14 protein-coding genes are annotated in these 15,422 nt (G+C 64.3%); 5 read left to right on the top strand and 9 right to left on the bottom strand.

The features are described from left to right. The first annotated feature begins 101 nt into the window (after positions 1–101). The 5 genes from tkt to pgl all read left to right on the top strand — a co-directional run bounded on the left by tkt (position 102) and on the right by pgl (position 6,835). The gene (tkt, locus tag B9Y86_RS11820) at positions 102–2,195 is read left to right on the top strand and encodes a transketolase (protein ID WP_085486176.1); all 2,094 of its coding nucleotides are present in this window, start codon (positions 102–104) and stop codon (positions 2,193–2,195) included. A 28-nt stretch (positions 2,196–2,223) separates the two neighbouring features. Continuing rightward, on the top strand, positions 2,224–3,336 hold the full coding sequence (gene tal / locus B9Y86_RS11815) for a transaldolase (RefSeq protein ID WP_085486174.1): 1,113 nt from the start codon (positions 2,224–2,226) through the stop codon (positions 3,334–3,336). Between the two features lie 197 nt (positions 3,337–3,533). Continuing rightward, a complete protein-coding gene (gene zwf / locus B9Y86_RS11810; RefSeq protein ID WP_085486172.1) occupies positions 3,534–5,075 on the top strand; it encodes a glucose-6-phosphate dehydrogenase in 1,542 nt (513 codons plus the stop codon). After that, entirely contained in the window at positions 5,072–6,061 is a 990-nt protein-coding gene (locus tag B9Y86_RS11805) for a glucose-6-phosphate dehydrogenase assembly protein OpcA (RefSeq protein WP_085486170.1), read from the top strand. Before zwf ends, B9Y86_RS11805 begins: the two co-directional genes overlap by 4 nt. 3 nt (positions 6,062–6,064) lie before the next feature. Beyond that, complete coding sequence (gene pgl, locus B9Y86_RS11800; protein ID WP_085486168.1) at positions 6,065–6,835, top strand: 6-phosphogluconolactonase; 771 nt, start codon at positions 6,065–6,067, stop codon at positions 6,833–6,835. A 74-nt stretch (positions 6,836–6,909) separates the two neighbouring features. Here the strand turns inward: pgl and B9Y86_RS11795 are convergent, their stop codons facing one another. From B9Y86_RS11795 to uvrC, 9 genes are all read right to left on the bottom strand, one after another. After that, complete coding sequence (locus B9Y86_RS11795) at positions 6,910–7,275, bottom strand: RNA polymerase-binding protein RbpA (RefSeq protein WP_085486166.1); 366 nt, start codon at positions 7,273–7,275, stop codon at positions 6,910–6,912. A 9-nt stretch (positions 7,276–7,284) separates the two neighbouring features. Beyond that, the gene (gene secG, locus B9Y86_RS11790) at positions 7,285–7,536 is read right to left on the bottom strand and encodes a preprotein translocase subunit SecG (RefSeq protein WP_085486164.1); all 252 of its coding nucleotides are present in this window, start codon (positions 7,534–7,536) and stop codon (positions 7,285–7,287) included. A 140-nt stretch (positions 7,537–7,676) separates the two neighbouring features. Beyond that, complete coding sequence (gene tpiA / locus B9Y86_RS11785) at positions 7,677–8,477, bottom strand: triose-phosphate isomerase (protein WP_085486162.1); 801 nt, start codon at positions 8,475–8,477, stop codon at positions 7,677–7,679. Further along, positions 8,471–9,682, bottom strand: a complete 1,212-nt coding sequence (locus tag B9Y86_RS11780; protein ID WP_085486160.1) for a phosphoglycerate kinase — start codon at positions 9,680–9,682, stop codon at positions 8,471–8,473. The genes tpiA and B9Y86_RS11780 overlap by 7 nt, the downstream gene beginning before the upstream one ends. A 15-nt stretch (positions 9,683–9,697) precedes the next feature. Then, positions 9,698–10,705 (bottom strand): type I glyceraldehyde-3-phosphate dehydrogenase, encoded by a 1,008-nt coding sequence (gene gap / locus B9Y86_RS11775; protein WP_085486158.1) that lies wholly within the window; start codon positions 10,703–10,705, stop codon positions 9,698–9,700. 91 nt (positions 10,706–10,796) lie between these two features. Continuing rightward, on the bottom strand, positions 10,797–11,423 hold the full coding sequence (locus B9Y86_RS11770; RefSeq protein ID WP_085486156.1) for a superoxide dismutase: 627 nt from the start codon (positions 11,421–11,423) through the stop codon (positions 10,797–10,799). 129 nt (positions 11,424–11,552) lie between these two features. Beyond that, on the bottom strand, positions 11,553–12,530 hold the full coding sequence (gene whiA / locus B9Y86_RS11765) for a DNA-binding protein WhiA (RefSeq protein WP_085486154.1): 978 nt from the start codon (positions 12,528–12,530) through the stop codon (positions 11,553–11,555). Positions 12,531–12,600: 70 nt separating this feature from the next. Then, positions 12,601–13,476, bottom strand: a complete 876-nt coding sequence (rapZ, locus tag B9Y86_RS11760) for an RNase adapter RapZ (protein ID WP_085486153.1) — start codon at positions 13,474–13,476, stop codon at positions 12,601–12,603. A 42-nt stretch (positions 13,477–13,518) separates the two neighbouring features. After that, positions 13,519–15,420, bottom strand: coding sequence for an excinuclease ABC subunit UvrC (gene uvrC, locus B9Y86_RS11755; protein ID WP_085486151.1), 1,902 nt, complete (start codon positions 15,418–15,420; stop codon positions 13,519–13,521). Positions 15,421–15,422 lie beyond the last annotated feature (2 nt).

The following is a 15,422-nucleotide window of genomic DNA, read 5'->3' as shown; positions in this document are numbered from 1 at the left end:
CATTCGCCGGTCTCTCACGCGGTTCTCCCTGCTGCCGATAGCAACACGGCGCCTGACGGGCAAATCTGCCCGGTCTGCAACTAAGAAGGGGCTTATTCCTCGTGGCATCATTCCAATGGACTCCCATTGACGACCAGGCCGTATCCACGGCGAAAGTTCTTGCGGCTGACGCCGTCGAGAAGGTAGGAAACGGGCATCCGGGAACGGCCATCAGCCTTGCCCCCGCCGCGTACCTGCTTTTCCAGAAGGTCATGCGACGCGACCCGAGCGACAACGCGTGGATCGGTCGCGACCGCTTCATCCTGTCGGTCGGCCACAGCTCGCTGACGCAGTACATCCAGTTGTATCTCGGTGGCTACGGCCTCGAGCTCGACGATCTCAAGGCACTCCGCACCTGGGGCTCACTCACGCCCGGGCACCCCGAGTACGGCCACACTGACGGCGTCGAGATCACGACCGGCCCGCTCGGACAGGGACTCTCCTCGGCCGTGGGCTTCGCCTACGCGTCGCGCTTCGAGCGTGGCCTCTTCGACCCTGAGGCTGAAGCGGGCACGAGCCCCTTCGATCACTTCATCTACACCATCGCCGGAGATGGCGACCTGCAGGAAGGCGTCACGAGCGAGGCATCGTCGCTCGCCGGACATCAGCAGCTCGGCAATCTCATCGCGATCTACGACAGCAACCAGATCTCGATCGAAGACGACACGAACATCGCCTTCACCGAAGACGTGCGTGCGCGCTATGAGGCATACCACTGGCACGTGCAGGTGGTCGACTGGAAGAAGACGGGCGAGTACGTCGAAGACGTCGAGGCGCTGTTTACCGCGATCGAGGCCGCTAAGGCCGAGACGAGCAAGCCGTCGCTCATCATTCTGAAGACCATCATCGGATGGCCGTCGCCGAAGAAGCAGAACACCGGAAAGATCCACGGATCGGCCCTGGGCGCCGAGGAGCTGAAGGGCCTCAAGGAGGTTCTCGGCTTCGACCCCGAGCAGAGCTTCGAGGTCTCCGACGAGGTCATCGCTCACACCCGTGGCGCCGTCACGCGCGGTCAGGCCGAGCATGCCGAATGGAACGAGGCGTTCGACGCCTGGGCCGCGGCCAACCCCGATAAGAAGGTCCTCCTCGACCGCGTGCTCTCGGGCGCCGTGCCCGAGGGTCTCGAAGAGGCTCTGCCGGTGTTCGAAGCGGGCAAAGCCGTCTCTACCCGCGCCGCATCCGGCAAGGTCATCAACGCGATCGCGCCGATCATGCCCGAGTTCTGGGGCGGATCCGCCGACCTCGCAGAGTCGAACAACACGACCATCGAGTCCGGAGCATCCTTCATTCCTGCCGAGCACTCGACGCACGAGTGGACAGGAAACCCGTACGGTCGGGTCCTGCACTTCGGCATCCGTGAGCACGCCATGGGCGCGATCCTCAACGGAATCGTGCTGCACGGCAACACGCGCCCGTTCGGTGGAACGTTCCTCATCTTCAGCGACTACATGCGTCCGGCCGTCAGGCTCGCCGCCCTGATGAAGTCGCCCGCCATCTACGTGTGGACGCACGACTCTGTCGCGCTCGGAGAAGACGGACCGACCCACCAGCCGATCGAGCAGCTCGCAACACTCCGCGCCATCCCGGGCCTCGACATCGTGCGTCCCGGTGACGCCAACGAGGTCGCCTACGCCTGGAAGACGATCCTCGAGCGTCGCAACGGACCCGCGGGAATCGCACTGACACGCCAGAACATCCCCGTGTTCGAGCGTGGCGACGGCGAGGCGAGCGGTGAGACCTTCGCTTCGGCGAAGAACGTCGCGAAGGGTGCGTACGTGTTGGCCGAGGCGCCGAACGGCACGCCAGACGTGATCTTCATCGCGACCGGCTCCGAAGTACAGATCGCCGTCGAGGCACGCGAGCTGCTCAAGAACGAGGGCATCAACGCCCGCGTCGTGTCGGCACCGAGCCTCGAGTGGTTCGAAGAGCAGAGCGCGGAATACCGCGAGTCGGTTCTTCCCGCAGGCGTCAAGGCCCGTGTCTCGATCGAGGCCGGCCTCGACCTGACCTGGCGCTCCTACGTCGGCGACCACGGAAAGAGCGTCTCGATCGAGCACTTCGGCGCCTCCGCCGACTATCAGACGCTGTTCCGCGAGTTCGGCATCACGACCGAGCACGCCGTCGAAGCGGCCAAGCTCTCGATCTCGTCGCTCTAGACCACACGAAACTTCAAGGAGTACGTACATGACCGATACAACACCCACCGCCCAGCTCTCTGCAGCCGGCGTCAGCATCTGGCTCGACGACCTGTCGCGCGAGCGCATCACATCCGGCGGACTCGAGAAGCTGATCGCCGAGAAGAACGTCGTCGGTGTCACCACCAACCCCTCGATCTTCGCCGCCGCGCTCACCAATGGTGAGTCGTACGCGGCGCAGGTCGCCGAGCTCGCTAAGGCGGGCAAGAACGTCACCGAGGCCGTCTTCGAGATCACCACTCAGGACGTCGCGAATGGCTGCGACATCTTCCGCCCGATCTACGACGCCACGAACGGCTTCGACGGCCGGGTCTCGATCGAGGTCGAGCCAGGACTGGCGAACGACGCCGCAGGAACGACGAAGCAGGCGAAGGAACTCTTCGAGAAGGTCGCGAAAGAGAACGTCCTGATCAAGATTCCCGCGACGATCGCGGGACTCGAAGCCATCACAGAGACGATCGCGGCGGGAATCAGTGTCAACGTGACGCTGATCTTCAGCCTCGCTCGGTACCGCGACGTCATCAACGCCTACCTCTCGGGCCTCGAGCGTGCCAAGGCCGCCGGCATCGACCTGTCGAAGATCCACAGCGTCGCGTCGTTCTTCGTGTCGCGCGTCGACACCGAGATCGACAAGCGTCTCGTGGCGATCGGCACCGACGAGGCCCTGGCCCTCAAGAGCAAAGCGGGCGTCGCGAACGCCCAGCTCGCTTACGAGGTCTACGAGCAGGCGTTCTCGACAGAGCGCGCAGCGGGACTTCTCGCGGCCGGAGCCAACAAGCAGCGCCCCTTGTGGGCATCCACCGGCGTCAAGGACCCGGCCGTGCCCGACACGACCTATGTCACCGAGCTCGTCGCTCCCGAGGTCGTCAACACGATGCCGGAGAAGACCCTCGACGCGACGTTCGACCACGGCGTGATCACCGGCGACACCATCACCGGTTCGTACGCTGCGGCCAACAAGGTCCTCGACGCGATCGCGGCTCAGGGCATCTCGTATGCCGAGGTCACCGAGTTGCTCGAGACCGAGGGCGTCGACAAGTTCATCGTCTCGTGGAACGAACTTCTTGAGACGGTCACAACGGCGCTCGAGTCCTCCAAGTGAGTGTCCGGATCGACCTTCCCGGCGCGGTTGTACCCGCCGCCCGGAAGGTCGATCCGGCCCTCGTCTCCCCCCCCCCCAGACCACCTGCGAGATTCTCATGAGCGGCTCGCCCGACGGTCCGCACCGTACCCATTCAGTTCTCCGCGCTGTTCTAGCGCCGAAGTAACCCGTCGACCCAGAAGGTCTCAAGGAGTTTCATGCCACCGGTAGAAATCACTCCGGAATACAACCCGCTCAGAATCCCCTCGGATCGGCGGCTCAACCGAATTGCGGGCCCGAGCGGCCTCGTCATCTTCGGCGTGACAGGCGACCTGTCACGCAAGAAGCTGATGCCGGCTGTCTACGACCTCGCGAATCGCGGTCTTCTTCCCCCCGGCTTCTCGCTCATCGGATTCGCCCGCCGCGACTGGGAGGACCAGGACTTCGAGCGGGTCGTTCACGATGCCGTCAAGGAGTATGCGCGCACCCCGTTCGATGAGGATGTGTGGCGTCAGCTGTCCGAGGGAATCCGATTCGTCTCGGGCGAGTTCAGCGACGACGAGGCGTTCGATCACCTGAAAGAGACCATCGACGCGCTGGATGCCGAACGAGGAACCATGGGCAACTATGCGTTCTACCTGTCGGTGCCGCCGAAGGCGTTCCCGCTGGTCACCGAGCAGCTGCGTCGTTCGGGGCTCGCGCACCCGGAAGAGGGCCAGTGGCGCCGTGTCGTCATCGAGAAGCCCTTCGGCAGCGACCTGAAGACGGCTCGCGAACTCAACGATGTCGTGGAGTCGGTCTTCGCACCCGACTCGGTCTTCCGTATCGATCACTACCTCGGCAAGGAGACCGTCCAGAACATCCTGGCGCTCCGCTTCGCCAACCAGTTGTACGAGCCCATCTGGAACTCGAACTACGTCGACCACGTGCAGATCACGATGGCCGAAGACATCGGAGTGGGTGGGCGAGCCGGCTACTACGACGGCATCGGCGCAGCCCGCGACGTCATCCAGAACCACCTGCTGCAGCTCCTCGCTCTCACGGCGATGGAAGAGCCGATCTCGTTCAACGCCGCTGACCTTCGCGCCGAGAAAGAGAAGGTGCTCGCCGCCATCCGTTTGCCGAAGGATCTGGCCAAGCACACCGCACGCGGTCAGTACGCGGGCGGATGGCAGGGCGGAGAAAAAGTCACCGGGTTCCTCGAGGAAGACGGAATGAACCCCGAATCCCTCACCGAGACCTATGCGGCCATGAGGCTCGACATCGGCACGCGCCGCTGGTCGGGTGTTCCCTTCTACCTGCGTGCGGGCAAGCGGCTCGGCCGACGGGTGACCGAGATCGCCGTCGTCTTCAAGAGAGCACCGCAGTATCTGTTCGCTGACAGCCAGACCTCGGCCCTGGGCCAGAACGCGCTTGTCATCAGGGTCCAGCCCGACGAGGGCGTGACGATCCGATTCGGATCGAAGGTGCCCGGCGCCGGCATGCAGGTGCGCGACGTGACCATGGACTTCGGCTACGGCCACGCCTTCACCGAGGCGAGCCCCGAGGCCTACGAGCGTCTCATCCTCGACGTCCTCCTCGGAGACCCGCCGCTGTTCCCCCGCCAGGAAGAGGTCGAACTCTCCTGGAAGATCCTCGACCCCATCGAGGAGTTCTGGACCACCCAGGGGCAGCCCGATCAGTATCGCCCCGGAACCTGGGGCCCCGACTCCGCAGACGAGATGCTCGCCCGCGACGGAAGAACCTGGAGGCGACCATGATCGTCGATCTGCCCGACACCAATACAAGCAAGGTCTCGAAGGCCCTCGTCAAGATTCGCGAAGAGGGTGGCGCTGTCGCCCTCGGCCGTGTTCTGACTCTGGTCATCCGCACCGCGCTCGGCCAAGAGGAAGACGCCATCGAGGCGGCCAACGACGCGTCGCGCGAGCACCCCATGCGCGTCATCGTGGTATCGACCGACGCCGATGACGGCGTCAAGTCGGGCCGCGGTGCACGACTGGATGCGCAGATTCGCGTGGGCGGCGACGCCGGCGCGAGCGAGGTCATTCTGCTGAAGGCCTACGGCGCAGCGTCGAGCGACGAGGAGGGTCTGGTCACGGGCCTGCTCCTGCCCGATGCTCCCGTCGTCGTGTGGTGGCCGGGCGACGCGCCCGAATCGCCGTCGACATCCGACCTGGGCCGCATCGCACAGCGCCGCATCACCGACTCGTCGAACAGCACCAACCCGAACGAGACTCTGCGCACGCTGTCGAGCAACTACTCCCCCGGAGACACGGACTTCGCCTGGACGCGGCTCACGCTCTGGCGTGCTCAGCTCGCCGCCGTTCTCGACCAGCCGCCCTTCGAACCTGTCACGGCCATCGAGGTCTCTGGCGCGTCGGATTCCCCTTCGACCCTGCTGCTCGCCGCGTGGCTGCGTCATCAGCTGCAGGTTCCGGTCGACTATGGCATCTCGTCTCGCGCCAACGGCTCCAGCGGCATTCACGGGGTCAAGCTCTCGCGTTCGTCCGGCGTCATCGAACTCGAGCGCTCGGTTCCCAACGTGGCGACACTGGTTCAGCCCAACCAGCCGCTGCACGATCTGGCGCTTCCCCGTCGGTCGCTCCGGGACTGCCTCGCCGAGGAACTGCGCAGGCTCGACCCCGACGATCTGTACGGCGAAGTTCTCACCCGAGGCGTTCTCGAGCTCGGAGAGCTGAACTCCGAGACGCCGGCGGATGCCGCGACGACAGCAGAGGCGCGGTAGGCGATGACGAACGAACGCCGCGTGCTGATCCATCCCGACAAGGCTTCTCTGTCGGGATCTGTGGCGGCGCGATTCATCACCAAGACCATCGACCTGCTCGAGGACCGCGATGCAGTCAACGTCGTTCTGACGGGCGGCTCCGTCGGTACCGCTGTGCTGGCCGCCATCAACGCCTCGCCTGCCAGAGACAGCGTCGACTGGAATCGGGTGAGTTTCTGGTGGGGCGACGAACGATTCGTCTCTCGGAACGACCCCGAGCGCAACGAACTGCAAGCGCGCGAGGCGTTGCTCGACCACATCGATGTGCCCGCTTCTCAGGTGCACCCGTTCCCGTCGACTGACGACATCGCAGACATCGACGAGGCTGCTGCGGCGTACGCGCTCGAGCTCCTCGAGGCAGGCGATGGCAAGGACTATCCGAAGTTCGACATCACCTTTCTCGGAGTCGGTCCGGACGGGCACATCGCGTCGCTGTTCCCCGGCCAGGAAGCGGTTCGTGTGACCGGCGCCACGGTGGTTGCGGTGAGGGAATCCCCCAAGCCTCCGCCGCAGCGCCTGAGTCTCACGCTGCCGGTGATCAGGTCCTCGGATCGGATCTGGCTCGTTCTTGCGGGATCGGACAAGGCGTCGGCGCTCGGCCTCGCCCTCGCTGGCGCCAGCACCGACGAGGTTCCTGTTGCGGGTGCAGAAGGACGCCGTCGTACCGTCTTCTTCGTCGACAAGGATGCGGCATCCGAGGTGCCGGAGTACCTGATCACGCCCACCTACTACTGATCTGGGCATAGACAACGAGAAAGCCCCCTGGCACTGCCAGGGGGCTTTCTCGTTGTCTATGCCTATGCGAGGAGCTATGAGGCCGTCGTCGTGCCGCGTCTCGCGCGAAGCTGCGTCAGCGCGTCTTCGAGAAGCTGCGCAGCCTCTTCTTCGGTGCGACGCTCTTTGACATAGGCCAGGTGCGTCTTGTAGGGCTCGAGCTTGACCACCGAGGGCGGGTTCTCTTTGTCGCGGCCGGCCGGAAGACCGGACGACGGGCAGTCGATGGTCTCGGGAATCTCTTCTTCGGGCAGCGTCGCCGCGAAGTACTTTACTGTCTCGTTGCCTAGGGCGTCCCAGTAGGAGACCTTGATGCGATCGGCGTGGAAGCCCCGATCCTGTTCGCCCATCGGGCCTGCGCCCACCCGGGACCCACGAATTGCACTGCCGCCTGAAGCCACGGGGTTCTCCTAGATTCCGGTATCGAATTTGGTGATGAGGCCGAGGACCACGATGCACGTGACCCAGATGAGGCCGAGAATCACGGTGATGCGGTTAAGGTTGCGCTCCGCGACGCCGGAGGCACCGAGGTTCGAGGTGACACCTCCGCCGAACATGTCGGAGAGACCCCCGCCGCGACCGCGGTGAAGAAGGATGAGGAGGGTCAGAAGGAGGCTCGTGATACCGAGCAGCACCTGTAGAACGACCTGAAGGATCTGCACGAATTGCCTCTCAAGAATGATGGCCGACCGGTGTGAAGTCAGACCAACGTCAATTATACCTGTACGTTGCCGCTGTGACGCACCATGACTTGCATCGGCGCACAAAAGGCCGGCCCTGATGGGCCGGCCTTTCGAGATGCCTAGAAGGCGTGCTTCTGGTACCGGATGATGCTGGCGAACTCGGCCAGGTCGAGGCTCGCGCCGCCGACGAGAGCACCGTCGACGTTCGGCTGCTTCATGAAACCACCGATGTTCGTCGACTTGACCGACCCTCCGTAGAGGATCCGCGTCTTCGCCGCGACGTCTGAGCCGAGTGCGGACTCGAGCACACCGCGCAGGGCGGCGCAGACTGCCTCCGCCTGCTCCGGCGTAGCCGCCTGTCCCGACCCGATCGCCCAGACGGGCTCGTAGGCCACCACGATGTCCGATGCCGACTGCACCGAGGACAGCGCCGCCGTCAGCTGCGCGACCGGCACGGCCGACGGGCCGTGATTCTCGAGATCATCTGCAGTCTCACCGACGCAGATGATCGGAACGATGCCGTTGGCGATCGCCGCAGCGGTCTTGGCCGCAACGATCTCGTCGGTCTCTGCGTGCAGAGTGCGGCGCTCGGAGTGCCCGATGATGACGTAGCGGCAGTCGAGCTGCTTCAGGAACGAACCGGAGATCTCGCCGGTATAAGCGCCGCTTGCGTGCTGCGACACGTCTTGCGCGCCGTAGGCGAGCTCGAGCTTGTCTGCGGAGACGAGCGTCTGCACGCTACGCAGATCGGTGAAGGGCGGAAAAATCGCAGCCTCGACATCGGCGAAGTTGTGTCCCGCGTCTTTCAGACTCCACGCGAGCTTCTGCACGAATGCGATCGCTTGGAGATGATCGAGGTTCATCTTCCAGTTGCCCGCGATGAGCGGCGTTCTGTTCTGTTTCTGACCGACACTTACCATCCGAGGACCTCCAGTCCGGGCAGGCGCTTGCCTTCGAGGAACTCGAGACTTGCACCGCCACCAGTTGAAATATGGCCGAACTGATCGTCGCTGAAGCCGAGCGCCCTGACAGCGGCTGCAGAATCTCCGCCACCGACGACACCGAGGCCATCGACACGGGTCAGTGCTTCGGCGACGGCACGGGTGCCTTCCGCGAACGGTGCGAGCTCGAAGACGCCCATGGGTCCGTTCCAGAAGACCGTCTTGGACTCAGCGATGATTCGTGCGAACTCCGCTCCCGTCTCCGGACCGATATCCAGTCCGAGACCGGTCTGACCGAACGGCGTCTCCTCGATCGATTCGGCACTGGTGATGGTGTGCTCTGCATCGGCGCCGAATTTGGATGCCACGACGACGTCGGTCGGCAAGACGATGCGAATACCGCGTTCCTTCGCCTCTGCCAAGTAGCCCTTGACCGTGTCGATCTGGTCGCTCTCGAGCAGGCTGCCGCCCACTCGGAAGCCCTGAGCGGCGAGGAATGTGAACAGCATTCCTCCACCGATGAGCAGGGTGTCGACCTTGGGAAGCAGGTGGCCGATGACGCCGAGCTTGTCTGAGACCTTCGAACCGCCGAGCACGACCGTGTACGGCCGAGCCGGGTTCTCTGTCAGCTTCTCGAGTACGTCGAGTTCTGCAGCGATGAGGAGGCCGGCCGCGCTGGGAAGAGCGGACGCCAGCTCGTAGACGCTTGCCTGCTTGCGATGGACCACACCGAAACCGTCGGAGACGAAAGCGTCTCCGAACTCGGCGAGCTGGGCCGCGAACGACGCTCTCTCGTCTTCGTTCTTGCTGGTCTCCGCTGCGTTGAACCGCAGGTTTTCGAGCAGGGCGACGTCGCCGTCGGCGAGTGAATCGACAGTTTCGCGAGCACTCACGCCGACCGTGTCGCCGGCGAAGGCGACGGGCTTGCCGAGAAGCTCCGAGAGTCGCAGAGCGACCGGCTCGAGGCTGTACTGGGGATCGGGTGCACCGTCTGGCCGACCGAGGTGGCTGAGGAGGATTACCCGGGCGCCCTGGGTGACCAGGGCGTTGATTGTTGCCAGAGACGCTCGAACGCGCCCGTCGTCGGTGATGACCCCGTCTTTCAACGGAACATTGAGGTCACACCGAACGAGGACGCGTTTTCCCGTGAGGGAACCGAGCGAATCCAGAGTGCGCAGAGTCACAGTGGATTCCTCGTATTACAGGCGGTCGGCGACGTACTCGGTGATGTCGACGAGGCGGTTGGAGTAACCCCACTCGTTGTCGTACCACGAAGCGATCTTCACCTGGTTGCCGATGACCTTGGTCAGGCCGGCATCGAAGATCGACGAGTGCGGGTCGCCCTGGATGTCGCTCGAGACGATCGGGTCTTCGGTGTACGACAGAATTCCCTTGAGCTCACCGTTGGCAGCGTTCTTGTACGCCTCGTTGACCTGTTCCACGGTCACCGTGGAGCTGGTCTCGACCGTGAGGTCGGTGATCGAACCGGTGATGACCGGAACGCGGAGGGCGTAGCCGTCGAGCTTGCCGACCAGCTCGGGGATGACGAGGCCGAGGGCCTTGGCAGCACCGGTCGAGGTGGGAATGATGTTGGCGGCGGCGGCGCGGGCGCGACGCAGGTCACTGTGCGGGCCGTCCTGCAGGTTCTGGTCGGCGGTGTAGGCGTGGACCGTGGTCATCAGACCGCGCTCGATGCCGAAGTTGTCCATGAAGACCTTCGCCAGCGGGGCCAGGCAGTTCGTGGTGCACGAGGCATTCGAGATGATGTCGTGGATGGCGGGGTCGTACGTGCCCTCGTTGACACCGAGAACCAGCGTCGCGACGTCGGAGCCCGTAGCCGGAGCCGAGACGATGACCTTCTTCGCGCCAGCAGCGATGTGCTTGCGAGCGTCTTCGGACTTCGTGAAGCGACCGGTCGACTCGATGACGATGTCGACTCCCAGCTCGCCCCAGGGCAGGTCGGAGGGGTCGCGCTCGGCGAGTACCAGGATCGGCTTGCCGTTGACGATGATGTTGTCGCCGTCGAGCTCAACCGTTGCGTCGAGACGACCCGTGATCGTGTCGTACTTGAGGAGGTGCGCGAGGGCCTTGTTGTCGGTGAGGTCATTGACCGCGACGATCTCGAGCTCGCTGCCCTTGGCCAGGGCTGCGCGGAAGTAGTTACGCCCGATACGACCGAAGCCGTTGATACCGATCTTTACAGACACGTGAAGTTCTCCATGAATCGTGTGGCCCCGCGGGGCTGGGTGGGTGAAACTGAGGGCGTGCCGGGCCGTGGGGCCCGGCACGCCGTCGTCGCTACGACAGTAGCAGGAGGCCCGAGGTCTTTTCGCGGGCCGTCTCGAAGCGCGTGGCGACGTTCTGCCAGTCGACGATGTTCCAGAATGCCTTCACATAGTCGGCGCGCACATTCTTGTAGTCGATGTAGTACGCGTGCTCCCACACATCGAGCATCAGAAGGGGCACTGTGCCGGCTGCGAAGTTGGACTGCTGGTCGAAGAACTGCTGAATGATCAGACGCTGTCCGATGCTGTCCCAGGCGAGCACCGACCAGCCCGAGCCCTGGACGCCCAAGGCTGTGGCAGCGAAGTGCGCCTGGAACTTGTCGAACGATCCGAAGAAGTCGTCGATAGCCGCGGCGAGCTCGCCGACGGGCTTGTCTCCTCCGTTGGGAGACATGTTCGTCCAGAAGATCGAGTGGTTGACGTGGCCGCCGAGGTTGAAGGCGAGGTCTTTCTCGAGCTTGTTGACTGCGCCGAGGTTCTCGGAGTCGCGGGCTTCGGCGAGTTGGGCGAGCGCTGTGTTCGCGCCGGTCACATAAGCCTGGTGGTGCTTGGAGTGGTGCAGCTCCATGATGGTGGCACTGATGCTGGGCTCGAGCGCCGAGTAGTCGTACGCGAGCTCTGGAAGGGTGTATTCAGCCATTGATATCTCCTCGAATAAGGCGCCGTTCGGAGAACCCGGACGGCTGTGAGTGACCTGATCAGTCTACTGAGGTCAACGGACAGGGCCCTGAAAACTTCCTGTCGTCTCGGTATCGCTCCGACGAATATCTCAGTCGTCGAGATCCGGGGGCAGGTTCGCATCGGTACCCGGGATGCCCAGATCGGTCGCCTGCTTGTCGGCCATCGCGAGAAGGCGGCGGATGCGCCCGGCGATCGCATCTTTGGTCATGGGCGGGTCGGCGTGATGTCCCAGTTCGTCGAGACTCGAGTCTCTGAAGTTCAGACGCAGATCGCCCGCGTACTTCAGATGGGGCGGAACATCCGGTCCGAGGATCTCGAGCGCGCGCTCCACTCGGGAGCACGCAGCGACGGCAGCCTGCGCCGAGCGGCGGAGGTTGGCGTCGTCGAAGTTGACGAGTCGGTTCGCCGTCGCACGAACCTCGCGGCGCTGGCGCAGGTCTTCCCATCGGGAGACAGCGTCGGCGGCGCCCATCAGCGAGAGCATGCGGGCTATGGCCTCACCGTCGCGAATGACGACGCGATGCACGCCCCTGACCTCGCGCGCCTTCGCTTGCACGTGGAGTCGCGCCGCAGCTCCGACCAAGGCCATCGCGGATTCGTTTCCGGGACAGGTGATCTCGAGAGCCGCCGACCTTCCGGGGTCGGTGAGCGTTCCGTTGGCGAGGAATGCGCCCCGCCACACGGCGGAGAGCTCCTCTTGGGAGCCCGTGGTGAGCCGGTTCGGAAGGCCGCGGATCGGCCGACGACGCGCATCCAATAACCCGGTCTGTCTGGCGAGCGTCTCGCCGCCCTCGATGACGCGCACGAGATACGTGCCCGTGCGTTTGGCTCCGGAGGCGGAGACGTGCGACACCTCTCCCCTGATTCCGTAGAGTTCGGCGAGATCGCGGCGCACGCGCTTCACCAGATCGGGGGTGTCGAGTTCGGACTCGATCGCTATGCGGTTCGAAATCAGGTGAAGTCCACCGGAGAAGCGCAGGATGGTCGCCAGTTCGGCGGCCCTGAGCGTCGTCTTCTTGGCGACGACGCGGGTCAGTTCTTCTTTGACATCGGCAGTGAGAGCCAATCTCTATCCATTCGTTCGTGCGGCCGATGTCGCGAGGGATGCTTGTGGCGTCCCAGCGCGGCGGCCGGTGTTATTCGCGGCCGAGGTCGCGATGTTTGACGTTGACGACGACGCCCGGGTAGGACGCGAGCCGAGTGGCGAGAGCTCGAGTGAGGGCCACAGAACGGTGTTTGCCGCCCGTGCACCCGATGGCCATCGTGGCGTGTCGTTTGTTCTCGCGCTGGTAACCGGCGAGAACGGGCTTGAGAGAGGCCGCATAGGACTCGAGGAACTCGGACGCGCCCTCTTGAGCAAGCACGTAGTCGCTGACCTCGGGGTCGAGTCCTGTGTGAGCACGCAGTTCCGGAATCCAGAACGGGTTCGGCAGGAAGCGGGCATCGGCGATCGAATCGACATCTGTCGGCGTGCCGTACTTGAAGCCGAAGCTCATCAGCGTGACCTGAACGCCAGGAGTGTCGGTGGTCGAGAACCCCTCGGCGATGCGTGTTGCGAGCTGGTGGATGTTGAGATCGGAGGTATCGATCACCATGTCGCTGGACTCGCGGATCGGGTGGAGTCGTACGCGTTCGCGCTCGATGCCGTCGAGCAGAGTGCCGTCGCCCTGCAGCGGATGCGGACGTCGTACCTGTTCGAATCGCCTGACGAGAGCCGAGTCGGTCGCCTCGAGGAAGAGAACCCGGAGCTGGCTGCCGTCACGGAGCGAGTGGATGATCTCCTGCAGATCGCCGAAGAAATCGCGGCCGCGCACATCGACGACGGCGGCGATCCGAGGAAGTGTCGATCCGGCCTTCTCTGCGAGATCGACCAGGGGCCTCAGCATCTGCGGGGGCAGATTGTCGACGACGTACCAGCCCAGGTCTTCGAGGGCATTGGCGACCGTTGATCGCCCGGCCCCCGACATCCCTGTGACTATCAGCACTTCTTGGGGAAGTGGATCGTCAGTCATGGGGTCGCCTTCTTCTTCAGTGCAGTCGGGTGAACGTCTAGCCTACCGGCGAGGCTCAGCGACCGGAGCCGCGGAGTCTGGGTGGAGGTGCGCGAAAACCGTCTGCGCCAGCCCCGGGCCCACTCCGCGAACCGCGGCGATCGCATCCGGTTTCGCCTGACGCAATTGCGACACCGAGCCGAAATGGGTGAGCAGCCGCTTGACCCGACTCGGCCCGAGGCCCGGAATCTCGCCGAGGACCGAGGCGATGTCGCGCTTGCGCCTCGTGCGCTGATGGATGATCGCGAAGCGGTGAGCCTCGTCGCGCAGGCGTTGCAACATGAAGAGCGCCTCGCTGCCTCGCGGCAGGATCACAGGGAAGTCGCTGTCGGGAAGCCAGATCTCTTCGAGTCGTTTGGCCAGCCCGCACAGGAAGATGCCCTCGACGCCGGACTCGCGAAGAGCCCGGGCGGCGGCCTGTACTTGCGGCTGTCCACCGTCGACCACGAGGAGATTGGGCGGGTACGAGAACTTCTTCGAGGCGGAGTCGGACTCGCTTCGTTCGGTTCCCTCGCGCAGATAGGCGAGCCGTCTCGTGACGACCTGGTGAATCGAGTCGGTATCGTCGGTGGACTCGGCGATGGTGAACCGGCGGTACTGGTCTTTTCGGGGAAGCCCGTCTTCGAAGACGACCATCGATGCGACGATGTTCGTGCCGCCGAGGTGGGATACGTCGAAGCACTCCATGCGCAGCGGCGCGTCTGGCATGCCGAGCGCGTCTTGGATGTCGGTCATGGCCTGACTGCGTGCGACGAAGTCGGCGCTGCGTCTGGTCTTGTAGAGCTGGAGGGCATTCATGGCGTTGACCCTCGCCGTCTGCATCAATGCCGCTTTCTCGCCTCGCTGCGCGGTGCGGAGGCTGACTTTGCCTTTGTCTCGCCGGGTGCCGAGCCACGTCTCGAGCTCGGCCTTGTCTTCGGGCAGCTCGGGCACGATGATCTCGCGCGGCGGGACGGTCGTGCCGTCGTAGGCTGCCTGCAGGATGGAATCGACAAGCTCGGCTGTCGTGAGGTCGAGTTCTTTGTCGACGACCCAGGCCCGAACACCGCGAATGCGGCCACCGCGAACGATGAACTGCTGAACTGCGGCCGCCAGCTCGTCGTGTTCGACACCGAACAGATCGGTGTCGAGGTTGTCGCTCAGCACGACGGCGCTCTTTTCGAGAACCGCCTCGAGTGCCTGCAGCTGGTCGCGGTACGTTGCAGCCGCCTCATACCGCTGCTCGGCTGCCGCCTCTTTCATCTTGCGGGTGACCTCTGTGACGAAGCGATTGTCTCCCCCGGCCATGAACGCCACGAAGTCGTCGACGATGGCCCTGTGCTCTTCGACCGTCACCTTGTGCGAACACGGTCCCCCGCAGCGGCCGATCTGCCCGGGAAAGCACGGACGGCCGGACTGCATGGCCTTCTTGTAGCTCGAGTCGGAGCAGGTGCGAATAGGGAACGCCTTGACCATGAGCTCGATCGTCTCGCGCACGGCCCAGATCTTCGGGTAGGGGCCGAAGTAGCGCGCGCCCGGAATGCGCGTGTTTCGGGTGACGATGACGCGTGGGGCCTCGTCGGCGAGGGTGATGGCCATAAACGGGTAGGTCTTGTCGTCGCGGAACTTGACGTTGAACGGCGGGTCGAACTCCTTGATCCACGTGTACTCGAGCTGCAGAGCCTCGACATCGCTGCCCACGACGGTCCACTCCACTGACGCCGCCGTGGTGACCATGCGCCGCGTGCGCTCGTGAAGGCTGCGGAGAGGCGCGAAGTAGTTGCTCAGTCGGGCGCGCAGGTTCTGCGCTTTGCCCACATAGAGCACCCGACCGGTTGCATCACGGAAGCGGTAGACCCCCGGCTGGGTGGGGATCTCCCCCGCTTTCGGGCGGTAGGGAACCGTGTCTGGAGAGGTTCGTGCCATGT

The sequence above is a fragment of the Agreia pratensis genome (assembly GCF_900177685.1).
Classification (GTDB): domain Bacteria; phylum Actinomycetota; class Actinomycetes; order Actinomycetales; family Microbacteriaceae; genus Agreia; species Agreia pratensis.
This window is presented reverse-complemented; position numbering and strand designations above follow the sequence as displayed.

Bases quoted from the DNA above. Each gene is read 5' to 3' on its own strand.
- tal (WP_085486174.1), top strand. From the start codon at position 2,224: ATGACCGATACAACACCCACCGCCCAGCTCTCTGCAGCCGGCGTCAGC.
- zwf (WP_085486172.1), top strand. From the start codon at position 3,534: ATGCCACCGGTAGAAATCACTCCGGAATACAACCCGCTCAGAATCCCC.
- B9Y86_RS11805 (WP_085486170.1), top strand. From the start codon at position 5,072: ATGATCGTCGATCTGCCCGACACCAATACAAGCAAGGTCTCGAAGGCC.
- pgl (WP_085486168.1), top strand. From the start codon at position 6,065: ATGACGAACGAACGCCGCGTGCTGATCCATCCCGACAAGGCTTCTCTG.
- tpiA (WP_085486162.1), bottom strand. From the start codon at position 8,477: ATGGTAAGTGTCGGTCAGAAACAGAACAGAACGCCGCTCATCGCGGGC.
- B9Y86_RS11770 (WP_085486156.1), bottom strand. From the start codon at position 11,423: ATGGCTGAATACACCCTTCCAGAGCTCGCGTACGACTACTCGGCGCTC.
- rapZ (WP_085486153.1), bottom strand. From the start codon at position 13,476: ATGACTGACGATCCACTTCCCCAAGAAGTGCTGATAGTCACAGGGATG.
- uvrC (WP_085486151.1), bottom strand. From the start codon at position 15,420: ATGGCACGAACCTCTCCAGACACGGTTCCCTACCGCCCGAAAGCGGGG.